Below are 23647 nucleotides of genomic sequence, written 5' to 3' on the forward strand. Positions count from 1 at the left end.
TAATGAAAACAAATTGGGTCATGCTGGCGGCGCTGGCAAGTGCGGGGCTGGTCGGTTGCAATGGCAGTTCCAACACGGCGCCAGCCATTCCCGAGGGTACGACGGTCACCGTAGCATTGCTGGAAACCACCGATATCCACTCGAACGTGTTGAGCTACAATTATTACGCGCTGGCCGAAGACACGAGCCTGGGCCTGGAGCGCACGTCGACCCTGATCCAGGCGGCGCGCGCGGAAAACCCGAACAACGTCTTGCTCGACGATGGCGACGTCATCCAGGGCACCTTGCTGGCCGACCTGCAGGCCGTGGCCGTGCCCGTGCCCTGTTCCGGGACGCTGGCCGTGCACAAGGCCATGAACGCGCTGAAATACGACGCGGGCGGCATGGGCAACCATGAATTCAACTATGGCTTGCCTTACCTGAGCCAGATCACCAACACGGATTTCGGCATTCCCGGCGTGGCCAAGCCGACGGGGACCTGCGGCGCGCCCGCCTTCCCTTCCGTGCTGAGCAATGTCGTAGGCGTGGCCAGCGGCAAGCCCGTCTTCCAGCCCTACGCCCTGCTGCCCCGCGATTTCGCCGCCACGGCGCCCGACGGCAGCAAGCTGACCGTGAAAATCAATGTGGGCGTGCTGAGCTTTGTGCCGCCGCAAATCCTCGAATGGGACCAGAAAGTGCTCGCCGGCAAAGTCAGCGTGACGGGCGTGCAGGAAGCGGCGAAACAGTATGTGCCGGAATTGCGCAACAAGGGCGCCGACCTCGTCGTGGCCCTGTCGCATGGCGGCCTGGACACGAGCGCCTACAGCCCGAAGATGGAAAACGGCAGCTATCACTTGACCAGCACGGGCATCGACGCGCTGATGATCGGCCACTCGCACTTGATCTTCCCGAAAGGCAAAGAGACGGGCGCGGCCGCGCTGGACGCCTCGTTCGCCGCCTTCCCCGCCAGCGCGAAGATCGACGCCGTCAACGGATTTGTGAACGGCGTGCCCACCGTCATGGCGCAAAGCTGGGGGCGCCGCCTGGGCATCATCAAGTTGACGCTGGCGTATCAGGGCGGCAAGTGGGTGGTGCAGCCGGCCAGGACGACGGTGGAATCGCGCGGCTTCAAGTACACGGATGGCACGACCCTCGTGAAAGCCGACCCGGCCATCGCGCCGCTGGTGGCCACCGAGCATGCGGCCACCATCGCCTACGCCAAGCAGCCGCTGGGCATCAGCACGGATTTCGAGATGTCCGCCTACTTCGCGCTGGTGGGCGACGTCAGCGCCATCCAGCTGGTGAACCAGGCGCAGCTCGATTATGTGAAGAACTTCATCGCCACCAGCACGGATGCGACCTTGTCCAGCTACAAGAATATCCCCGTCATCTCGTGCAGCGCGCCATTCAAGGCGGGCCGCAACGGGCCGTCGGACTTCACGGACGTGGCCGCGGGCGCGACGCCGGCCGCGCCGGTTGGCTTGCAGGTGCGCAATCCGGGCGACCTGTATTTATATAGCAATAACAACTTGCAAGCCGTGAAGATCAAGGGCGCGGACTTGAAGGCCTGGCTGGAAACGTCGGCCAGGCAATTCGCCCAGATCGACCCGAGCGCCACGGCGGAGCAGGACCTGGTGCCGTCGTATGGCACGATCTACAACTATGACGTGTTCTACGCGGAAAACAATGCCCTCACGTATCAGATCGACGTGACGAAAAAACCGGGCAGCCGCATCGTCAACCTCACGTACAAGGGCGCGCCGGTGGCCGATGGCGATGATTTCATCGTCGCCACCAACGACTACCGCGCCGGCGGCGGCGGCGCCGTGCCGGGCATCGATGGCAGCAAGACCATCATCAAGTCGCCCGATGCGAACCAGGCCGTGGTCAGCAACTACCTGGCCTCGCTCAGCACCAAGGGCGGCAAGGTGACCCTGTCGGCCAATGGCAGCGCGCGCAGCTGGAGCTTCGTCAAGACGGCCACGGCCGGCCCCGTGATCCTGCGCTCGGCGCCTGGCCGCCTGGCGCTGGCGCAAGGCAGCGGCATCGCCAACGTGGCGGCCGAAGGCGGGCTCGACGCCAGCGGCTTCGCCAAGTACCGCATCGACCTGAGCAAATAAGGTCCATGGGCCGGGACTGCCGCAGTTCCGGCCTGTCTTGATGAAAGGTATCCAGATGAAACACGCACTCTCCCTCCCCGCCGTCGTGCTGGCTAGCGTCCTGGCCGCCTGCCAGGCGTCACCGCCGCCCACGGCGGCCGAAATCGAAGCCGTGGCCATGCACGCGCGCCAGGCGGGCGACCGGCAGGCCGAACGCAAGGTACGCAGCTGGGCCGGCAAGGACATGCCCGTCGCCGAGCGCGAACTGGCGCTGATCTACCAGTCCCGTCCCGAGCGCCGCGCCGAGGCGCTGAGCCTGTTCGAACAGGCGGCCCGCGCCGGCGACACGGAAGCGGCCTTCGAGCTGGGCCAGATGCTGCGCGCGGCTACGCCGGCCCAAGCCTGGCTGTGGTACCGGCAAGCGGCGCAGCAAGGCCATGCGAAGGCGGCTCTGATGCTGGGCTTGCTGGCGGCGAATGGCGAAGGCGTGCCGCAAGATCCCGTCATAGCGGCGCACTGGCTGGCCAAGTCCAGCGAGCTGGGCAATCCACACGCCATGTTCCTGCTGTACAACGCCTATCGCGAAGGCCGCGGCGTGCCGCGCGACTTGGCCAAGGGCCGTGAGTTGCTGGAAGAAGCGGCCCACCACGAATACCCGCCCGCCCTCCAGGAGCTGGCGATGACGGTGCAGGCCGACGACGCCCTGCGCGCGGGCCACCTGATGAAGGAAGCGACGGAGCACCGGCATAACAACTGGAACAAGTTCTAGGGCCTGGACAAAAGGCCAGTGGCGTGAGCGGTGCCCGCCTTTATATACTTGCAACTTGCAAGCGTGCGGGAGCGCAAGCCATTCAGCGCTTATGATGCAAGTGCACCGCCTGAGCTTGCCCAGGCGGCGTGACATGCCGCCCTGCAAGAAAAGGTTTACACTAATTTGCATTTTAGAAATTTTACTCTGGACCAGCCCCGGTGAGTGTGCATTCAACCCAGCCAGTGTTTGAGTAGCGCCGGTGCGTCCATTGCTCTGCCTAGCCATGAAAGAAAGAGTCCAATGAAAAAGCTGACCACCGCCTTTGGCGCGCCTGTTGTCGACAACCAGAACATCCAGACGGCCGGCCCACGCGGCCCCGCCCTGCTGCAAGATGTCTGGTTCCTGGAAAAGCTGGCCCACTTCGACCGCGAAGTGATTCCCGAACGCCGCATGCATGCCAAGGGATCGGGCGCGCACGGCACGTTTACCGTCACGCACGACATCACGCGCTACACGCGGGCGAAAATCTTTGGCGCAGTGGGCAAGCAAACGCCCATGTTTGCACGCTTTTCCACGGTGGCCGGCGAACGGGGCGCGGCCGATGCGGAACGCGATATCCGCGGCTTCGCCCTGAAGTTCTATACCGAAGAAGGCAACTGGGACCTGGTCGGCAACAATACGCCCGTGTTTTTCATGCGCGACCCATTGAAATTTCCCGATCTGAACCATGCCATCAAGCGCGACCCGCGCACGGGCTTGCGCAGCGCCAACAGCAACTGGGATTTCTGGACCTCGCTGCCGGAAGCGCTGCACCAGGTGACGGTGGTGATGAGCGACCGTGGCTTGCCGCGCAGCTTCCGCCACATGCATGGCTTCGGCAGCCATACCTTCAGCTTCCTGAATGCGCAAAACGAGCGTTTCTGGGTCAAGTTCACGTTCAAAACCCAGCAAGGGATACAAAACCTGACGGATGCGGAAGCGGAGGAACTGGTCGGCAAGGACCGCGAGAGCTCGCACCGCGACCTGTATGACAGCATCGAAAACAAGGATTTCCCCCGCTGGACCCTGTACGTGCAGATCATGCCGGAAAAAGAGGCAGGCACGTATCACCTCAACCCCTTCGACCTGTCGAAAGTGTGGCCGCACGGCGACTATCCGCTGATCGAAGTGGGCGTGCTGGAACTGAACCGCAATGCGGACAACCATTTCGCGGAAGTGGAACAGGCGGCCTTCAACCCGGCCAACGTGGTGCCGGGCATCAGTTTCTCGCCGGACAAGATGCTGCAAGGCCGGCTGTTTTCGTATGGCGACGCGCAGCGTTACCGCCTCGGCGTCAACCACAGCCATATTCCCGTCAATGCGCCGAAATGCCCGTTCCACAGCTATCACCGCGACGGCCAGATGCGCGTCGACGGCAACCAGGGCGGCACCCTGGGCTATGAACCGAACAGCGCGCAGGAATGGGCCGAGCAACCCGATTTCCGCGAGCCGCCATTGAGCATCGAGGGCGCGGCCGACCACTGGAACCACAGGGTTGACGAGGATTACTATTCGCAGCCGCGCGCCCTGTTCCGCCTGATGACCGCGGCGCAGCAGCAAGCCTTGTTCGACAACACGGCGCGCGCCATCTCGGGTGCCTCGGAGCAAGTCAAGCAACGCCACATCGGCAACTGCACCCTGTGCGACCCCGCCTATGGCGCGGGCGTGGCCGAAGCGATAGCCCGCCTGAGCAAATAAGGCAGGCCGCAAGACTGCGTGGAGGGCCTGGCAACAGGCCTTCCATGCAATACTTTCTGGCAGGCATACCAGCCGGCAGGCCCGCTTGCGGCCTACCAGCGCTGGATATCGATCTGGCCCGTGATGCTCGTTTCCACCGGATAGCCCTCAATCTGCAACGGTACGCGCCGCTTGACGGACGAGTCGCGCAGATACACGACGAGCGCCTCCTTGCCCACGGCCGTCTGCCCCAGGCTGACGCCTTCCACGCCGTCGATGGCCATCAGCGCCCGCTCATTGCGCCGTCGTGCCGCTTCCAGGCGGCCGTGCGGCGCGGCAGGCGCGTACTGCCCCATGCCCTGTCCAGTAGCCTCATCCGGCAAATACGGCATGGCGGCGTCCTCGAAGACGGCATATGGCGATTGTGCGAATTTACTGTTTGACATGACACACCCTCCTGATGCATTCCATGATACACCCGGCCATCCGGCGCTGCAGCACCCTTCGCCGGGCGCAAGCATGCGTGGCCACTACACCATCATCGTGCAAAAAGCGGCGTCAGGCAAGGCGGCGCGCCACCGCCTTGCCCGGTCCTGGCAGCGTGCTCAGGTGTACAAATTGATGTCGAGCGCCGCCACGACGCGCCGCATCTGGTTGGCGAACGTGATGTTGTTACCGCCCGCAAACAGCAGGCCGACGGGATTGCGCTGCTGGTTCCAGGTCCAGATGGACGAGCCGGAATCGCCGCCCGCGCTGAAGGCCCCGCTCACGCCCGTGATGGCGATCTGGTCCTGGAACAGCGCGATCCTGCCGCCGCCGTAATTGACGTTGATGGTGGCGCCAAGGCCCGTGATGCGGCCCTGCGTCAATTGCGTCGTGCGGCCGGACTTGCCGACCATCATGCCTAGCGCGGGCGCCACCAGCGCATTGCTGATGCGGAAATACGCGGGTACGCCGCCGCTCAGGTAGACCAGTTCGGGCCGCACGCGGTCTGGCCAGGCCCAGCCGGTGGCGCAATCGACATAATTGACGCCGCCGCTGAAATTGATGGGCACGAAGCGCTCGAGCACGGCCACCTGGTCTTGCGGGCAGCGGCCGCCGTCGACGGGGCCAGGCTGCACGATACAATCGTTGAACACGCCGCCATTGGAATTGGCCAGCACGTGATTATTGCTAAGAATCATCAAACGACCGTTGCGCGGCGCGCTGCGTCCCACGGCCAGGCAGCCGATGGTGCCGGCCGTGATGCGGAAATGCCCGACCGACACGCCGCCCGGCGCCGGGCGCAGGCGGAACCGGTGCGGCTGCGCATCGATCACGCCCGTGACGACAATATTCACGGGGACATGGTCGCTGGCCACGGCGCGCACGCCCATGGCGCCCACGATGGCAGCCTTGGCGCGGTCGACGGAGGTGGCTTCGGCCACGTACAGGGTCAGGGCCGGCAAGCCCGGCTCGCCGGACGAGCTGTCGCTGGCGCCCTCGCCCAGGCCGATGGACACGCCCTGGATATTGCCGCCGTCGCTGAAGGCATCGGCCGCGCGCACGCCGCCCGCCTGGGTGATACTTTGGCGCATGCCGTCTTCGATGCTGCGCTTGATTTCCAGCAATTCCATGCTGACGCCGCTCAAGGCGTCGGGCACGTCCGCGACGGATGCGCTCTCGATCGTATTGTCGTCTGCGCCGGGGACGGCGAATTGGCCGACGGCCTCTTCATCGTCCGCGCTTTGCCCCCTGCCGCTGCCGCCAGGCGGGGCGCTGAAACCATTCTCGTTGCCTGTCATCGTGTTCTCCTCGTGGGTCGCCGCAAACCACCAGTGTGGACGGCCCGCGCGGGCCGGTATTGATCTGGATTGAACCGCGCGGACGCATGGCCGCCCTGCGCCGCAGGAGACAGCAAAGGAAAAAATAGTTCCCTTGCCAAGGTTGAGCAAGATCAGGCGTGCGGCCGGAGTCGCCGCCGATACTTGACTGACAGGCGGGAAGCGGGCCTGTTCCACGGCAGCAAGGCCGGCAAGGTTGGCAGGGTTGGCAACAACGCGGCAACGCCAGCAACGGTATGGATGGGAAAACAATGACGAGCCCTGGTACGACAAGCCACGACGAGGCGCCTGCGGGCGGACAGGCAGGCCACAGCGCCGCGGATGCCGGCGGCCCAGACGCAGGCCAGCACGCGGGTTTTGTGCACGGCATGGCGGCATGGGCGGAAAAGCACCGCATCAGCCCCTGGCGCGGCAGTTTTGCCGACTTCATCGAACAGATCCTGCCCGGCCGCGCCGCCCTGCTGACGCGCAGCGCGCACCAGTACCTGTGGGACATGATGCGCTGGAATGGCCAGACCGACGCCGCCGGGCGCTTCCGCTGCCGCCTGTTCGACGACGAACTGTTCGGCATCGACGAGGCGATCGACCGGGTCGCCGCCTACTTCAAGGCGGCCGCCGCCGGCTCCGAGGTGGGCCGGCGCATGCTGTTGCTGCTGGGCCCGCCGTCGGGCGGCAAGTCGACCATGGTGATCCTGCTCAAGCGGGGGCTGGAAGAGTACAGCCACAGCAGCGAAGGCGCGCTGTACGGCATCGCCGGCTGTCCCGTGCACGAATCGCCGCTGCATCTGGTGCCGCACAGCATGCGCGCCGATTTTCGCGCCAGCTATGATGCCGAACTGCATGGCGAACTGTGCCCCCATTGCCGCGCCCGCCTGGAAGAGCAGTACGCCGGCGACTTCCTGCGCATGCCCGTCGAACGCATCCACCTGTCCGAGGCCGGCCGCTGCGGCATCGGCACGTATGCGCCGCACGATCCCACGACGGCCGACCTGGCCGACCTCGTCGGTTCCGTCGACCTGTCGAAAGTGGCGCAATACGGCGACGAAGGCGACCCGCGCGCCTGGTCCTGGTCCGGCGCCGTGTATGCGGCCAGCCGCGGCATGCTGGAAATGATCGAAATCCTCAAGGTCAAGCGGGAATTCCTCTACCTGCTGCTGACCCTGACGCAGGAAAAGAATGTCAAGGTGTCGCGCTTTCCCCTGATATACCTCGATGAAACCATCCTCGCGCACACCAACCTGGCCGAATTTCGTAAATTCCTGCAAGAAAGCGAGAACGAGGCGCTGCTCGACCGCATGGTCATCGTGCAAGTGCCGTACACGCTCAATTACCGCGAAGAAGCGCGCATCTACCGCAAGCTGATCCAGGCGGCCGCGCCCGCCTTCCGCGACGTGCACCTCGATCCCCACGTGCTGCATGCGGCCGCCGTGTTTGCCATCCTGAGCCGCCTGCCCGAGGGCGACGACAAGGAAGCGGAACTGGTCAAGAAGCTGCGCGTGTATGCCAACGAGGACGTCGACGACCTGCAACCGGCCGACCTGCGCCGCCTGCGCGAGCGCGACAAGGCGCCCGACGAGGGCCTGTCGGGCGTGTCGCCCCGTTTCGTCATCAACGCCCTGTCGCACGCCATCATTTCCGCCCAGCGCAACAGCCTGTCGACCATGGACGTGCTGCTGGCCCTGAAGGACGGCATCGAAAGCGATGCGCGCATCGAGCCGCGGCGCAAGCGCAAATGGGTCGATTATCTGGTGCTCACGCGCAAGGATTTTTATAACCGCTGGGTCAAGGCCGACGTGCACAAGGCCTTGTTCGTGTCATTCGAGCAAGAAGCACAGGACTTGCTGAACAAATACCTCGATGAAGTCGAAGCCATGCTCGACAACCGCCAGATCCGCGATCCCATCACCAGCGAAGAGCGCCGTCCCGACGAGCGCTTCCTGCGCGCCGTGGAAGAAAAAATCCACATCAGCGATTCGGGCAAGCAGTCTTTCCGCCAAGAAGTGGTGCGCAAGGCCATGAGCGCCTTCAAGCGGGGCGAGGCGTTCGGCCTGGGCAGCCATGCCCAATTGCACGACGCCATCCAGCAATATCTGTTCGAACAGCGGCGCGACGTGCTGCGCCTGGTCGGCTCGGCCAAACGCCCCGACGACGACGTGCGGGCCAGGATCTCCGCCGTCGAGCAGCGCCTGGTCGACGAATACGGCTACGACGCCCATAGCGCGCGCGAAGCGCTCAACTACGTGACCACCTTGCTGGCGCAGGAATAGCCATGTCCGCCACGACCACGCCAGACAGCGGCAAGCAACAGGGTCCTCCGGTACGCGACGGCCCGACAGGCATGACTGGCACGGCAAGCACGGCTGGCGCCACTGGCTGCAACGCCGCCACCGGCGCGGCAGCACCGGCGGGCGCCGCGCCTGCCTTGGCCCGGCCCTGGTATGCGCTGTTCTCGCGCGGCGCGCGCGACTGGCTGCGCCACAATCAGAAAGTGCGCGACGCCGTGCAGGCGCATTTGCCCGAGCTGATCGCCACGCCGGACCTGATCGGCGGACCGCAGCAGCGCACGGTGCAAGTGCCCCTGCGTCTGCTCGAACATGCGCGCTTCCGTCTGGCGCCCGCGCGCAACAGCGTGGGCGCGGGACAGGGCGACGGTCAGCCCGGCGATCTCCTGCGCGCGGCGCGCCCCGCCACGGACGGGGCCGGGGCGCAAGGCGAAGGCGGCAATGGCGAGGGCGCCGTGCGCCTGTTGCTGGAGTTTCCCATCGACGACATTCTCGACTGGCTGTGGGAGACCTTCGAGTTGCCGGACCTGAAACCGCGCCACCTGGGCGCCATCGACGAGGTGCGGCTCGTGCGTAGCGGACTGGACCGTCATGGCGCCCGTTCGCGGCTGGACCGCCGGCGCACCGTCAAGGAAGCCATCAAGCGGCGCGCCTTGCAGGCGCGGCCCGTGCCGTTCACCAATGACGACTTGCGTTACCGCCAGGTGCTGCTACAGCCACGGCCCAGCGCGAATGCCGTCGTGTTTTTCGTGCTGGACGTGTCGGCCAGCATGGCGCAGGCCGAGCGCAAGCTGGCCAAATCCTTCTTTTTCTTTGCCTTGCAGGGCTTGCGCCGCAGGTATGCGCGCGTGGAAACACGTTTTATCGCCCATACGACGCGGGCCTGGGAATTTTCCGAAGCCGAGTTCTTCCAGGTCAATGGCATGGGCGGCACCATGGCCTCCACCGCCTTTCGCCTGAGCCGCGAACTGCTGCAGGAACACTATGCGCCGGGCCGCTACAACGCCTACCTGTTCTATGCCTCCGATGGCGAGAATTTCAGCGAAGACCGGGCGGCGGCCAGCCTGGCCCTCGGTGAGCTGGCCGCCTTGCTCAACTACATGGGCTATGTGGAAACCGTGCCCGGCGTGCCGCGCAGCCTGGAGACGGAAATGCACAGCCTGTGCGCCGAGCAGGAAAGGCGGGGCTTGCCCTTGCACAGCAGCATCCTGAGCAGGAATGACGATATCTGGGCGGCCATCCGCACCTTTTTCCAGCACGAGGCGGCCGATACGGAGGAAGCGGCATGACGCGGCATGACGCACAGCGCCACGGCAGCGCGCCAGACAAACCCGGCCTGGACGCCTACGCGGCGCGCATCGAAGCGCTGGCGCGGAAACTGGGCCTGGAATTTGCCCCCGTCGAGTTCGAACTGGTGCCGGACAGTTTCATGGCCGAGATCGCCATCTATGGTTTGCCCGTGCGCATGCGCCACTGGTCCTTCGGCGTGCGCTACATCCACCAGCTCGTGCATCAAAAGATGGGCAACTCGCACATGTTCGAAGTCATGTTTCCCGGCGACCCATGCCATGCCTACATGGCTGAACACAATTCCGTGGCGGAAAACACCCTCGTCACGGCCCACGTGCTGGGCCATGCCGACTTTGCCAGCCGCAATGCCCTGTTCCTGCGTTTCGGCGCCATGGCGGGCCAGCGCATCCTGGAACAAAGCGCGGCGCGGGCGCAGCGTCTCGAACTGGCGCTGCAGCGCCACGGGCAGGAACAGGTCGAGGCCGTGCTCGACGCGGCACTGGCGCTGGAACAGCACGTGGACATCCACGCCGAACTGCACCGCCCGCCGTATGCCGCGGCATCGGCGCCAGCCGGCGCGGCGGGCACGCCAGACAACGCCGCCGATGACGATCCCTTTGCCCGGCGCTGGCAGCGCCTGCCCGGCGAAGCGGCCGCGCTGGCGGCGCACGGGGCGGCCAGGGCGCGCCTGACCCAGCGCCCGCTCGTGCCGCCGCAAGCGGAGTACGACTTGCTGTGGTTCATCGCACAATACGGGCCGGAGCTGGCCGACTGGGAACGCGACATTTTCCTCGCCGTGCGCGAAGAGTCGTTTTACTTCTATCCCGTATATGCCTGCCAGATCATGAACGAAGGCTGGGCCTCGTACTGGCATGCGCGGCTGCTGCGCGAAGCCCACTTCCTGCCGCCGGCGCTGTATCTGTCCGCCATCAAGTCGCATTCGGACGTGGTGCGCCCTTACGCGGGCGAGCACCAGCAGGCGCTGGCCGTCAACCCCTATCATTTGGGCTTTTGCATGTGGGAACACATCATCGAGCGCGCAGGACTGGCGCGGGCGCGCCAGATCTGCCGCGACGACGACGACTGCAGTTTCATACGCAATTATCTGGACGGTGAACTGGCTGACCGCCTGGGTCTGTTCGTGCATGAAAGCCGCCTTGACGGGGAAACGCGCCTGGCCAGCCGCGACTTGACGGCCATCCGCGAAGCCATCCTGGCGCCCAAATATAACTATGGCGCGCCATGCGTGGCCGTCACCCTGCTCAACGACGACGGCAGCCTGGTGCTGCGCCACGATCACCAGCGCGACGGGCGCGGCCTCGACCTGGAGCGGGCGGAACAGGTGCTGGCGTATATCGCCCGCGTCTGGCGCCGCCCCGTCACCCTGCATACGGCCGATTTCCGGGGCACGCCGCGGGTCCTGCGCAGCAAGGCCGACGGCGTACCGGAGCCGCCCGCGCCGCTCGCCCCGACAGCACCACCGGCACCGACGGCGGCGCCCGTCCGGCGCTAAGAGGCGGAACTTGCAGGCGGAACTTGCCGGCAAGACTTGCCTGCAGGATGGGCGCGATTCAGGCCCGGCCAGCCTGTGCCACATACCAGGCGATGGTCTGCCGCAAGCCTTGCGCCAGGTTGTGCGTGGGCACATAGCCGAGCAAGCGGGCCGCCTTGGCGATGTCCGCCTGCGAATGGCGTACGTCGCCGGCGCGAAACTCGCCGTAGTGCGGCGCCTGGGGCACGTGCTGCGGGCGCACGGCCAGCAGCATCTGCTGCATGGTGGCGTGCAACTGGGTCAGGCTGGTGCGGGCGTTGACGGCCACGTTGTAGACCTGGTTGACGGCCGCCGGGTCGGTCCCGGTGGCGGCGAGGATATTGGCTTGCACGGCATTGTGCACGAAGCAAAAGTCGCGGCTGGTAGCGCCGTCGCCATGGATGCGCACGGCCTGATTGTCCAGCATGGCGGCGATCCAGCGGGGAATGACGGCCGCGTAGGCGCCCAGCGGGTCTTGTCTCGGACCGAAGACATTGAAGTAGCGCAGTCCCACCGTCTGCATGGTGTAGCAGCGCGCGTACACCTGCGCATACAGCTCGTTGACATATTTGCTCAAGGCATATGGCGACAGGGGCGCGCCGATGTGCTGCTCCACTTTCGGCAAGGCCGGATGGTCGCCATACGTGGCGCTCGAGGCCGCATACACGAAGCGCCGCACGCCCGCGTCGCGCGCGGCGGCCAGCATGTTCAGGAAGCCGCTGACATTGACGGCATGGCACAGCAGCGGGTCTTCCAGCGAACGCGAGACGGAACCGAGCGCCGCCTGGTGCAGCACGTAGTCGACGGCGACGGGGCCGCCCGGATCGGCACGGCCGCACGCGGCCCGGCTGCCGCCGGGGTCGCTGGCGCCGCCGCCACCGTCGGCCGCAGTTGTCCCGCCGCCGGCCTCACCGTCTGCCTCACCGTCTCCGTCGCCACCGCTGGCGATCAGTACCGGCGCGCCGCACGCGCGCGCGCACGCCTGCGGGTCGCGGATATCGCCTTCGATGAAGGTGAAGCGCCGCCATGCCGCTTCGCCCACGCTGGCGCGTACCTGCTCCAGGTTGTGGCGGTGACCCGTCATGAAGTTGTCCAGGCCGCGCACTTCCTGGCCCAGGTTCAGCAAGGTTTCCAGCAGGTGCGAACCGATGAAACCGGCCACGCCCGTCACCAGCCAGCGGCGCGGCGTTTGCGCCAGTTGCGCGCAGGCCCGGGCATACGCGCTGTCGCCGCCGGCCGGACCGATGGTAGCGGCCGCCATCACAGCCGCCACACGTGCAAGCCGCCGTCCTGCAGCGGACGGGGGTCGAAATGCGACTTGATGTCGATGAAGCAACCGTTTTCCAGCACCTTGGCCTGGAAGTCGCCCAGCGGGCGGGCCAGCAGGGCCTGGTGCGAAACGGCGCTGATGATGGCCTCGGCCCGCGGCAGCTGCTCCCAGCTTTCCAGCAATAAACCGTACTCTTCCAGCGCCTCGCGCCCATCGGCGACGGGGTCGTGCACGTGCACCTGCACACCGTACGATTGCAGCTCGTGGATCATGTCGACCACTTTCGAATTGCGCAGGTCCGGGCAATTTTCCTTGAAGGTCAGGCCCAGCACGTTGACGTGCGAGCCTTTCAATTTGAAGCCGGCGCGCACCATTTCCTTGATGGTTTTTTCCGCCACGAACTTGGCCATGCCATCGTTGATGCGGCGCCCGGCCAGGATCACGTGCGGGTGGTAACCGAGCATTTCCGCCTTGTGCGTCAAATAATAGGGGTCGACGCCGATGCAGTGGCCGCCCACGAGACCGGGACGGAACGGTAAAAAATTCCATTTCGTGCCCGCCGCCTGCAGCACCTCCAGCGTGTCGATGCCGATGCGGTCGAAGATGATGGCCAGCTCGTTCATCAACGCGATGTTCAGGTCGCGCTGCGTGTTTTCGATGACCTTGGCCGCCTCGGCCACCCTGATGCTCGAAGCCCGGTGCACGCCCGCCTCGACCACGCCTTCGTACAGGGCCGCCACCTTGTCCAGGGTGGCCGCGTCGTCGCCCGAGACCACCTTGCGGATGCTGTGCAGGGTGTGGTCCTTGTCGCCGGGATTGATGCGCTCGGGCGAAAAGCCCACGTGAAAGTCTTCCTTCCAGCGCAGGCCCGAATGCTGCTCGAGGATGGGGATGCAGATTTCCTCGGTGGCGCCCGGATACACGGTCGATTCGTAGATGACGACGGCGCCGCGCCGCATGTGGCGCCCGACGGCCGCGCTGGCGCCGGCCAGGGCCGAAAAATCGGGATTGTGCGCGCTGTCGACGGGCGTGGGCACGGCCACGACGATGAAATCGGCCAGTTGCAGCTCGGCCGGGTCGCAGCCCACGCTCAGCCATTGCGCCGCCAGCAGCTGTTCCGTGCTCACTTCGCCCGTCGGATCGATATGGCGCCGGTAGCTTTCCACCTTGCGGGCCGACAAGTCAAAGCCGACCGTGCGCTGGCGCATGCCGAACGCCACGGCCAGCTGCAAGCCCACATAGCCGAGCCCCACCACCGCCACCACGCCCGCCTTGTTATTCACCTTGCTGTCCATAGCCTGTGCTCCGAAGGGTTGCGGCCTGAGCATCGCCGTCCGGGAAATTCTACGGTTGCCGGTTCGGCCATTCTTGAGCGGGAACAAGAAACGCGGAGCGGGGGCCGGCACGCGCGCGGACAATCGGCGGCTTGTTGAGCGCAATCAAGGAGACCGGCGGCCATCTTTTTAAGCTAGGCCATGCCCATCGTTCATGCATGCCGCTACCGGAGACTTCCATGGCCCGTTCCCTGCCCCGCCCTTTCCCAGGCCTGCCGGCCGCCGCGCTGTGCTGCACCCTGCTGCTGCCCTTGCTGACGGGCTGCCACGGCACGCAGAGCAGCGAAAGCCTGCTGGCCGACGCGCAGCAGTACCGGCAGAAAGGCGAGGCGCGGGCCGCCATCATCCAGTTGAAGAACCTGCTGCAAAAGGAGCCGGACAATGCGGCCGCGCGCTTGCTGCTGGGTAGCATCTATATCGACACGGGCGAAGCCCTGTCGGCCGAGAAAGAATTGCGCAAGGCAAAATCGTTGGGCCTGTCGGCGCAGCAAGTGATGCCATTGCTGGGCAAGACCTGGCTGATGCTGGGCCAGTTCGACAAGGTGCTGGCCGAGATCGCCGACGATGCGGCGCAGCCGGCCAGCGTGCTGGCCCTGCGCGGCGACGCCCTGCTGGCACTGGGCCGCCAGGACGAGGCGCGCGCCCTGTTCTCGCGCCTGCTGGAAGCCCATCCGGACCAGGTCGAAGCATTGCTGGGCCTGGCGCGCCTGGCGGCGCTGCAGCAGCAGGTGACGGCGGCCGAGCTGCTGCTGGCGCAAGCCCTGAAAAACGCGCCCGCCAACCTCGACGCCTTGCGCCTGCAGGGCGACCTGCTGCGCCTGCAAGGCAAGAACGGCGCGGCGCGCCTCGCCTACATGCAGATCCTCAAGATCAAACCGGACAATACCCAGGCGCACATCGACCTGGCCAACCTCGACATCGTGGAAAACCGCTACCCGGAAGCGGCGGCCCAGCTGGCCACGGCGCGCAAATCGGCGCCCAACAGCCTGGGGCTGCTGCAGGCGCAGGCGCTGCTCGATTTTCGCCAGGGCAAGCACAAGGCGGCCTTGCAAGGCTTGCAGCTGGTGCTCAAGGCGGCGCCCGACCACATGCCGTCCATCCTGCTGGCCGGCGCCGTGCAATTGGCGCTCGGTTCGCCGCAACAGGCGGAAAGCTATCTGCGGCGCTTCCTGGCGGTGTATCCGAAACACCTGTATGCAGTCAAGATGATGGCCTCGATTGAATTGATGCGCAACAAGACCGACGCGGCCATCGACTTGCTGCAACCGATGCTGGCCGCCTTCCCCGACGACGTGGAATTGCTGTCGCTGGCCGGCGAAGCCCACTTGCGCGCGCGCCGCTACGACAAGGCGACGGCGTATTTCGAACAAGCCAGCACCCTGGCGCCGGACACGGCCAGGCTGCATGCGGCGCTGGGCATCAGCCGCCTGGGCATGGGAGAGAACAGCCGCGCCATCAATGAACTGGAACGCGCCAGCATGCTCGACAAGAGCACGCCGCAGGCGGGCACCATGCTGGTGATGACCTTGCTGCGCAACAAGCAGAACGACAAGGCCCTGGCCACGGTCAAGATGATGGAACAGCAGCAGAAAGGCACGAATCCCTTGCTGCTGAACCTGAAAGGCGGCGTCTACCTGGCCTTGCGCGACTTGCCCGCCGCGCGCGCCAGTTTCGAGCAAGCCCTGGGCATGGACCCTGTCTATCTGCCCGCCCTGAACAACCTGGCGCAGATCGACCTGGCGGAGAAAAAGCCGGAGCAGGCGAAGCAGCGCTTCGAGCGGGCGCTGGCGAAGGCGCCGAAAAATGCCGACCTGTGCGCGGCGCTGGCCAAGCTGGCCGCATCGCAGGGCAAGGCGGACGAGGCGCGGCGCTGGCTCGAACGGGCCCACCGCGACAATCCCGACGCCGTCGCGCCGGCCCTGCTGCTGAGTAACTTCTACCTGAAGACGGGCGCGCCCGACAAGGCGCTGGAACTGGCGCGCACCTTGCAGACGGGCCATCCGGGCGACGCCGATGCGCTGGCCCTGCGCGCCCAGGTCGAATACAGCGCCGGCCAGGCGCCGGCCGCGCTTGACAGCTACAACAAGCTGGCCAGCCTGCAAACCACGTCCGCGCCCTTGCAGATGCGCATCGCCAGCCTGCACCTGGCGCTGGGCGACCACCATAATGCGCTGCAAGCCGTCAAGCGGGCGCAGGCGCTTGACCCGTCCCTGCTCGAAGCGCGCGTGGTGGAAGTGGCTCTGCTGCTGAACCTGAATCGCCAGCGCGAGGCGCTGGCCGTGGCGCGGCAAGTGCAGGAACAGCAGCCGAAGCTGGCGGCCGGCTACAAGCTCGAGGGCGACGTGCTGATGGAACAGAAGCTGCCGCAGCAAGCCGTCAAGCTGTACCAGCACGCGTTCGACATCAGCCCCATCGGCCCGCTGCAGGTGCAGCTGTACCGCGCCTTGCAGGCGTCGGGCCAGGAGCGCGAAGCCGAGGCGCGCATGGCCGCCTGGCTCAAGGAACATCCGGAAGACGTGCCGACGCGCACCTACCTGGCCGGCACACGGCTGGCGGCGAAACAATACCGCGCCGCCATCGAGCACTTCCAGTATGTGGTGGCCAAGGACACGGACAATGTCGTGGCGCTGAACGACCTGGCCTGGGCGTATCAGCAGGAAAAAGATCCGCGCGCGCAAGCCACGGCCGAGCAGGCGCTCAAGCTGGCGCCCGACAATCCCGCCGTGCTCGACACCCTGGGCTGGATCGTACTGGAACGGGGCGACGTCCCGCGCGCCACGGCCCTGCTGCGCAAGGCGGCGGGGCTGGCGCCGACATCCCCCGAAGTGCTGTACCACCTGGGTGCGGCCCTGGCGAAAGCGGGCGACAAGGGCGGCGCGCGCAAGCAACTGGAACAATTGCTGGCCGCCAACAAGGACTTTCCGCAGCGGGCCGCGGCGCAGGCCTTGCTGACCCAGCTGTAAGCCATGGCCATGCACGCTGCCATGCCCGGGCTGGCGGCGCGGCCGCTGGCCCTGCTGGCGGGCGCGGCCTGCGCGCTGGCCTTGCGCCACTATCCGCTGGGCCACGGCTGGCCCGGCCTGCTGTTTGCCATCCTGCTGCCCGCCTATTTCCTGCTGCTGTGCTGGCGCCCCGCCTGCTGGCTGTTCTGCGTGCCCGCCCTGCTGCCCGTGCTCGACCTGGCGCCGTGGACGGGCTGGTTCTTCCTCGAGGAAATCGACGTGCTGCTGTTGCTGACGGTGGCGTGCGGCTACTGGCGCCTGGGCGGCCCCGTCCAGCGCGCCGCGGCCACGCTCTCGCCCGCCGCCCGCGCCTGTCTGCTGCTGTGCAGCCTGGCCTGGCTGGCGGCCGTGCTGCGCGGCGTGCTGCCGCTGGCGCCGCTCGACCTGAATGCCTGGGATAATTATTTGAGCCCCTACAACAGCCTGCGGCTGGGCAAGGCCTGGGCCTGGAGCATGCTGCTGCTGCCGCTGCTGCTGCGCGACGGGGATCCTTCCGCCCTGCGCCGCTACGCGCTGCCGGGCATGCTGGCCGGGCTGGCGATGGTGTCGCTGTTCGCGCTGTGGGAACGGGCCGTGTTTCCCGGCCTGTCGAACCTGTCGAGCGACTACCGCATCACGGCGCCGTTTTCCGCCATGCACACGGGCGGCGCCGCGCTCGATGGCTACCTGGCCCTGAGCCTGCCGTTTGCCGCGCTGTGGCTGGCGCGCGCCCGCAGCCGCTGGCAGGCGGCGCTGGCCATGCTGCTGCTGGCCCTGGCCCTGCACGCGGCGTTCACCACCTTTTCACGGGGCTTGTATGCGGCGCTGGCGGCGGCCATGCTGCTGGGATTCTGGCAAACCCTGCGCACGCCGCCCGGCGCGGCGCGGCGCCCGCCCGGCCGCCCGCCCGTGCGCGATGTGTTGCTCAGGCTGCTGCTGGCCGGTCTGGGCACCGGCCTGCTCGTGTACATGTTCAGCCTGGCCGGCTACCGGGGCTTGCTCGCCGCCGTGGTCCTGCTCGCGGCCAGCTTCGTGCTGGCCGCGCGGCCCTTGCCGTGGCGTTTGGCGCCGGCCAGCCTGCTGTGCGCGCTGTGCCTGCAGGGTTTGCTGGCCGCCTGGTGGCCGGAGCCGCTTGATCAGCACACGGCCGGCTGGCTGAAAGGCCCTTATTTCCTGTTCCTGCTGGCGGCCGTGCTGCTGGCGGCCATGCTGTGGCCCGATGCTGGCGCCGCCAAGGGGCCAGCCAGGCTGGGCGTGGCGATGATGGCGTGGACCATGCTCGCATGTAATCTCGCCTGGATAGGCTGGCACTGGGCCGGTGCTGGCGCGCTGCTGCCGGCCGGCCTGGTCGTGCTGCTGGCCATGCTGATGCTGGGCAACGGACGCCTGCGCCCGCCCCTGTGGCGGCTGGACCGGGCCAGCCTGAGCATCGCGGGCGCGGCCGGCATCCTGCTGCTGCTGGCCATCCCCGTCTCGGCCAGCTATTACGCCACCGAGCGTTTTGCCACCACGGCCTTCGACATGCAGGGCCGCTTGCGCCATTGGCGGCAAGCGCTGGCCATGCAGCCAGCCGACTGGGGCGAGCGCCTGTTCGGCATGGGCATGGGCAGCTTTCCCGCCACCTATTACTGGCACAATCCCCAGCGCGAAGTGCCGGCCACCATCACGTATGCCGAAGAAGGGGGAATCGCTATGTGCGCCTGGCCAGTCCCGGCTACAGCGCCGGCTATGGCGAACTGCTGCGGCTGCTGCAGCGCGTGCGCGTGCAGCCCGCCACGCGCTACACCCTGGCGCTGGACGTGCGCCGAAGCGGCCCCATGCCCGTGCTGCAGGTGCGCCTGTGCCAGCGGCAATTGCTGTATGCGCAAGGCTGCGTGTCCGTCCCCCTGCGCCTGCGTCCTCATCCGACCGGCAGTCCGGTGGCGGTCTGGCAGCACTACGACGTGCCGTTCGACAGCGCCTGGCTGGGCACGGGCGCCTGGCTGCTGCGCCCGCCCGTGCAGCTGGAACTGGCGGCCAGCGGCACGGCTGACTCGTCCGTGCTCGAAGTCGACAATCTGAGCTTGCGCGCGCCCGGCGGCGAGGAATTGCTCGCCAACGGGCGCTTTACGCAGGCGAATAATTACTGGTTTTTCAGCAGCGACCACCATCACTTGCCGTGGCACATCAAGAGCATGGCGCTGCACGTGCTGGTGGAAACGGGCTGGTGCGGCGCCCTGTCCATGCTGGCCCTGCTGTCCGTGGCCGGCACGCGCCTGCTGCGCCAGGCCAGGGGGCGATTCAGGCGCGCTGGCCTGCGCCGCCGCCCTGCTGGGTTTTCTCGTCGTCGGCCTGTTCGACAGCCTGCTCGACGTGCCGCGCATCGCCTTGCTGTGCTATCTGTTGCTGCTGTGCGCGCTGCTGAGGCCCGCCCACTCCCCGCCACCTCCTGCCCTTGAAAGCGCGCCGCCATGAAAGCCCTGCCGTTGACATTCCCCTTCGCCCTGCTCACCTGCCTGGCCTGGCTCCTGGCCTGCGCGCCGTGCCGCGCCGACACATCGCTGGCGCAGACCATCGCGCGCGTCAAGCCGTCGATCGTCGGCGTGGGCAGCCTGCAAAAGACGCGCACGCCGCCGATGAATTTCATCGGCACGGGTTTCGTGGCCGGCGACGGCTTGAGCGTGCTGACGTGCGCGCATGTGATCCAGAAACTGCTCGACGCGAATCCGAACGAAGTCATCGGCATACTCACGGGCCAGGGCGAGGTGGCGCAATTTCGCCCCGCCAAAGTCCAGGCGCTGGACACGGAACACGACCTGGCCTTGCTGCGCCTGGCGGGCGCGCCGCTGCCCGCCCTGGCGCTGGGCGACGCTGCCACGGTGCGCGAGGGCCAGGCCCTGGCTTTCACGGGTTTTCCGCTCGGGACCTTGCTCGGTTTGCACCACGTGACGCACCGCGCCACCGTGTCATCGCTGACGCCGGTGGTCATGCCCAGCGAAAACGCGCAGCGCCTCGACGTCCGGCGCCTGGCGCAGCTGCAAAAGGCCCCCTACACCGTGTTCCAGCTGGACGCGACGGCGTATCCGGGCAGCAGCGGCAGCCCGCTGTTCGATCCCGAGACCGGTCTCGTCTACGGCATCGTCAACATGGTGTATGTCAAGGGCCTCAAGGAGGCCGCCATCAGCGCGCCAAGCGGCATCACCTACGCGATTCCGGGCGGCTACATGCAGGCGATCTTACTGAAAAGCAAATAAACCTCAGTTGCGCCCTTGCCTCAGCCGGTCGGTAATACCGGGCTCATCCCATGTCGGAAAAAAAGGGGTAAAACGACCGTTCACCCCCATGCTGTTCCATCAGGCCACCGTATTTACGGATCTGGGCCCCCATGTAATCGAGGTCCAGCCGTAGCAGCACGGCCGGCGCCCCCACGCGCGTGCACTCGCGCTCGCCGCCGAAGTCCTGGAAGCCCAGCATGCGCTTGTAAAACACCACGTGGCGCGGATTGACTTCGATCACGTAATCCGTAAAGCCGTGAATATTGTGGGCATAGATATAAGAAATATGAATCAGCGCCGCAAACACGCGCTTGCTCACACCCTTGTCGATGGCCAGGCGCGACGGCTCGCACAGGCGCCGGCCCTGCTCGCGCAGGACGTCGAGCTTGTCGCGGAAGTTTTCATCGGCCGGCAAGCCCGTCTCGTCATTGTCGAGGCACAGGGTCATGGTGCCGACGGTGGTGCCCGCCGTTTCCGCGAACAAGGTGATCTTGTTCAAGGCGTGCGCGATGCCGGGATCGACGGCATAGCCGCGCCAGCCGTACATCTTGCGGATCAGCAAGCTGGCCGCTTCACGCCGGCCACGCGAATTGGCCATGCGGATATGAAAGCGCTGCAGGTCGAGCTCATGCTCCATGGCCGGGTCGATCTGCCCCTCGCCCACCACCAGGTCGCTGAAAGTACCGGGCGTGTCGAAGGAAATAATGGGTTCATCTTCAAAGCTCATCTTGTCCTCACGTTCATCGGCAGCCGTCGAGACGGACTGAAGCCAATGCCTTGTGACAAGACAAAAACGGGAGAAGTTCCCACCTCTAGCTAAAAAAACAGAAGAAATCTGCCTTTAGATAGCAAAATAACACGATGAAATTTGCCGAAAAGTACAAAATGACAAATATAAGTGCTGTTTTGATATGGCCGAGTCCGCTGTTAAAAAAGCTTTCCGGAATCAGCAGCACGTCGCCCGGCCGCATCATGACATTCGCGGAAATGTCGCCGCTCTTCAATAGATCGTCGAGCCGCACGCGCAGCTGCTGCTGGCTGCCCTCGCGCACGCGGATGATGCTGGCCTTGTTGCCGGCAGCGAAATCGGTGATGCCGCCCACGGCGATGAGCACGTCCATCAGCGACATGCCGAGCCGGTACGGCAGCGCCTGCGGCTTGGCCGCCTCGCCGATCACGCGGATCTGCTCGCCATACGGCCCCGAGAAATTGGTGACGATGACCGTCACCACGGGCTGCTGGATGAACTTGCTCAAGGCTTGCTCGATGTCGCGCGCCAGCTGGGTCGACGTCTTGCCGCTGGCCTCCAGGTCTTCCACCAGCGGCGTGGTGATCTTGCCGTCCGGCCGCACGGCCACCGTCAGCGACACTTCCGGATTGCGCCAGACGATGATGTTGACGGAATCGCCCGGCCCGATCAGGTAATCGTGCATGGGTGCGCTGTCGTCGGCGGGCGCCAGCGGATAGCGGGTGCGGCAGCCTCCCAGCAGGCCGGCGGCACCGGCCAGGACCAGCGTGTTGCAGACAAATGCACGGCGAAACGGATTCATGCGGAGCCTCTTCGAGTCGATGGCGCGTCCATGGCCGGCCCCGCAGAACCAGCCTGGGCCGCGAACTTCCTATGATTATTAAAAGCCGGCAAGTGAACCTTGAGGCGTATCAAGAAGCAATCATCTTGGGAAATCTTGCTCGACAGGCGCCCTATACTTTGCTTACTCAACAGACAAGCATTTCTTGCAAGACGCCGTCGCCCGCCCGTCTGCCGTGCAGCACCGTTACCTGAAGGAAGCGACATGGAGCAATTGATACAGCAACTGCTTTCCAGCCTGAAAGGCATCTGGAAATACCGCTGGCATGCGGTGCTGGTGGCGTGGCTGGTGGCCATCGTCGGCTTCATCAAGGTGATCAGCCTGCCCGACGACTTCCAGACGTCGGCGCGCGTGTTTGTCGATACGCAAACCATCCTCAAGCCGCTGATGGCCGGCATGACCAGCGTGCCGAACACGGAACAGCAGGTGGCCATCATGAGCCGCACCCTGCTCAGCCGGCCCAACGTGGAGCGCGTCATGCGCATGGTCGACCTCGACCTCGATTCGAAGACCGTGCGCGAGCACGAGGCCCAGCTCGATGACCTGATGAGCCGCATCAAGATCACCGGCACCAACGCCTACGACATCTACACCATCAGCTACAGCGGGCGCGACCCGAAGCTGGTGCGCGACGTGGTGCAAAGCCTGCTGACCATCTTTGTCGAAGGAAGTTTCCAGGGCAAAAAGGGCGATTCGCAGAAGGCGGTGCAATTCATCGACGAGCAGATCAAGAATTACGAGGACAAGCTGAGCGCGGCGGAAAACCTGGTGAAGGAATTCAAGATCCGCAACAACCTGCTGCTGCCGCGCCAGGGCATCGACTACGGCAGCCAGCTGCTGATGTCGTCCGATAGCCTGAACAATGCCAAGCTGGAGCTGGTCGAGGCGGAACAGGCGCGCAAGGCCATCCAGAGCCAGATCGAGGGCGACGAGCCCGTGCTCGACATGGAGCCGAACGCGTCGTCCATCACGAATCCCGAACTCGACGAGCGCATCGCCTCGCTCAACAAGAACCTCGACAACCTGCGCATGCAATTTACGGAATTGCATCCCGACATCATCGCCTCGAAGCGCCTGGTGGCCCAGCTGGAAGAGCGCAAGATCGAGGAAAGCAAGCTGAAAACGGCGTCCGGCGACCCGGGCAAGAACTACAGCCCCATGCTGCAGCAGCTGAAGGTGGCGCTGACGGACGCGGACGCCAAGGTGGCCGCCATCCGCGCCCGCGTGCAGGAATACAGCGCGCGCAATGAACGGCTGCTGGCGCAGAGCAATGCCGTGCCCGAGGTGGAATCGCAGCTGGCGCAGCTCAACCGCGACTACATCATCAACAAGGAAAACTATGAAAAGCTGATCGGCCGGCGCGAAGCGGCCAAGCTGTCGGGCGAACTCAGTTCCACCACCGAGATGATGGCCTTCAAGATCATCGACCCGCCCACGGTGCAATATGCGCCCGTCGGCCCGAACCGCCCGCTGCTGTTCAGCGCGGCGCTGGGCGCGGCCCTGGTGGCCGGCGTCGCCGCGGCCCTGCTGATCAGCCAGGTGCGCCCCACCTTCCTCAGTCCGTCCGAACTGCGCGACGCGACGGGCTTGAACGTGCTGGGCACGGTATCGATGAACTGGACGCCGCTGCAGCAGGTACGCCGCCGCCGCGCCCGCTATGGCTTCGGCGCCTGCCTGGGCAGCCTGTTCGTGCTGTACGGCGGGGTCATGACGGCCGCGCTGCTGAAATTCTAGAGCCACCAGGGGAG

At 65.8% G+C, this 23647-nt stretch carries 16 protein-coding genes and 1 pseudogene; 11 read left to right on the plus strand and 6 right to left on the minus strand.

The window, feature by feature from the left end; all coding sequences use genetic code 11:
- Positions 1 to 2: 2 nt before the first annotated feature.
- The 3 genes from ACRHIG_RS18460 to ACRHIG_RS18470 all read left to right on the plus strand — a co-directional run bounded on the left by ACRHIG_RS18460 (position 3) and on the right by ACRHIG_RS18470 (position 4566).
- On the plus strand, positions 3 to 2099 hold the full coding sequence (locus ACRHIG_RS18460) for a bifunctional 2',3'-cyclic-nucleotide 2'-phosphodiesterase/3'-nucleotidase (protein WP_489627406.1): 2097 nt from the start codon (positions 3 to 5) through the stop codon (positions 2097 to 2099).
- Between the two features lie 55 nt (positions 2100 to 2154).
- Complete coding sequence (locus ACRHIG_RS18465) at positions 2155 to 2847, plus strand: tetratricopeptide repeat protein (RefSeq protein WP_489627407.1); 693 nt, start codon at positions 2155 to 2157, stop codon at positions 2845 to 2847.
- A 282-nt stretch (positions 2848 to 3129) separates the two neighbouring features.
- On the plus strand, positions 3130 to 4566 hold the full coding sequence (locus tag ACRHIG_RS18470; RefSeq protein ID WP_475416019.1) for a catalase: 1437 nt from the start codon (positions 3130 to 3132) through the stop codon (positions 4564 to 4566).
- A 92-nt stretch (positions 4567 to 4658) separates the two neighbouring features.
- Here ACRHIG_RS18470 and ACRHIG_RS18475 read toward each other — a convergent pair whose 3' ends face one another.
- Complete coding sequence (locus tag ACRHIG_RS18475; RefSeq protein ID WP_489627408.1) at positions 4659 to 4991, minus strand: hypothetical protein; 333 nt, start codon at positions 4989 to 4991, stop codon at positions 4659 to 4661.
- A 159-nt stretch (positions 4992 to 5150) separates the two neighbouring features.
- A complete protein-coding gene (locus ACRHIG_RS18480; RefSeq protein WP_489627409.1) occupies positions 5151 to 6329 on the minus strand; it encodes a chymotrypsin family serine protease in 1179 nt (392 codons plus the stop codon).
- Between the two features lie 290 nt (positions 6330 to 6619).
- Here ACRHIG_RS18480 and ACRHIG_RS18485 point away from each other — a divergent pair, with 290 nt between their 5' ends.
- From ACRHIG_RS18485 to ACRHIG_RS18495, 3 genes are read left to right on the plus strand one after another with little or no spacing between them, the layout of a single operon-like run.
- A complete protein-coding gene (locus ACRHIG_RS18485) occupies positions 6620 to 8635 on the plus strand; it encodes a serine protein kinase (RefSeq protein ID WP_475416022.1) in 2016 nt (671 codons plus the stop codon).
- A gap of 2 nt (positions 8636 to 8637) precedes the next feature.
- Positions 8638 to 9939 (plus strand): DUF444 family protein, encoded by a 1302-nt coding sequence (locus ACRHIG_RS18490; RefSeq protein WP_489627410.1) that lies wholly within the window; start codon positions 8638 to 8640, stop codon positions 9937 to 9939.
- A complete protein-coding gene (locus ACRHIG_RS18495) occupies positions 9936 to 11453 on the plus strand; it encodes a SpoVR family protein (RefSeq protein WP_489627411.1) in 1518 nt (505 codons plus the stop codon). Before ACRHIG_RS18490 ends, ACRHIG_RS18495 begins: the two co-directional genes overlap by 4 nt.
- 58 nt (positions 11454 to 11511) lie before the next feature.
- On the opposite strand, the gene ACRHIG_RS18500 is transcribed toward ACRHIG_RS18495, so the two are convergent.
- Together ACRHIG_RS18500 and ACRHIG_RS18505 are read right to left on the minus strand one after the other, a co-directional pair.
- Positions 11512 to 12732 (minus strand): SDR family oxidoreductase, encoded by a 1221-nt coding sequence (locus ACRHIG_RS18500; protein WP_489627412.1) that lies wholly within the window; start codon positions 12730 to 12732, stop codon positions 11512 to 11514.
- Positions 12732 to 14036 (minus strand): nucleotide sugar dehydrogenase, encoded by a 1305-nt coding sequence (locus ACRHIG_RS18505; protein WP_489627413.1) that lies wholly within the window; start codon positions 14034 to 14036, stop codon positions 12732 to 12734. Before ACRHIG_RS18505 ends, ACRHIG_RS18500 begins: the two co-directional genes overlap by 1 nt.
- Before the next feature lie 218 nt (positions 14037 to 14254).
- Here ACRHIG_RS18505 and prsT point away from each other — a divergent pair, with 218 nt between their 5' ends.
- From prsT to ACRHIG_RS18525, 4 genes are read left to right on the plus strand one after another with little or no spacing between them, the layout of a single operon-like run.
- The gene (gene prsT / locus ACRHIG_RS18510; protein ID WP_489627414.1) at positions 14255 to 17038 is read left to right on the plus strand and encodes an XrtA/PEP-CTERM system TPR-repeat protein PrsT; all 2784 of its coding nucleotides are present in this window, start codon (positions 14255 to 14257) and stop codon (positions 17036 to 17038) included.
- Between the two features lie 3 nt (positions 17039 to 17041).
- Positions 17042 to 19117, plus strand: a complete 2076-nt coding sequence (locus ACRHIG_RS18515) for a hypothetical protein (protein WP_489627415.1) — start codon at positions 17042 to 17044, stop codon at positions 19115 to 19117.
- On the plus strand, positions 19000 to 19494 hold the full coding sequence (locus ACRHIG_RS18520) for a hypothetical protein (RefSeq protein ID WP_489627416.1): 495 nt from the start codon (positions 19000 to 19002) through the stop codon (positions 19492 to 19494). Before ACRHIG_RS18515 ends, ACRHIG_RS18520 begins: the two co-directional genes overlap by 118 nt.
- Positions 19495 to 19506: 12 nt before the next feature.
- Positions 19507 to 20289 (plus strand): S1 family peptidase, encoded by a 783-nt coding sequence (locus ACRHIG_RS18525; RefSeq protein ID WP_489627417.1) that lies wholly within the window; start codon positions 19507 to 19509, stop codon positions 20287 to 20289.
- Between the two features lie 43 nt (positions 20290 to 20332).
- On the opposite strand, the gene ACRHIG_RS18530 is transcribed toward ACRHIG_RS18525, so the two are convergent.
- Positions 20333 to 21037, minus strand: coding sequence for an N-acyl amino acid synthase FeeM domain-containing protein (locus ACRHIG_RS18530; RefSeq protein WP_489627418.1), 705 nt, complete (start codon positions 21035 to 21037; stop codon positions 20333 to 20335).
- 202 nt (positions 21038 to 21239) lie between these two features.
- Positions 21240 to 21860: pseudogene (locus tag ACRHIG_RS18535) on the minus strand (XrtA/PEP-CTERM system exopolysaccharide export protein); the annotation flags it as partial.
- 243 nt (positions 21861 to 22103) lie between these two features.
- Between ACRHIG_RS18535 and ACRHIG_RS18540 the strand changes: the two are divergent.
- The gene (locus ACRHIG_RS18540) at positions 22104 to 23633 is read left to right on the plus strand and encodes an XrtA system polysaccharide chain length determinant (RefSeq protein ID WP_489627419.1); all 1530 of its coding nucleotides are present in this window, start codon (positions 22104 to 22106) and stop codon (positions 23631 to 23633) included.
- Positions 23634 to 23647: the final 14 nt, after the last annotated feature.

Source organism: Janthinobacterium sp. C22 (genome assembly GCF_057919405.1).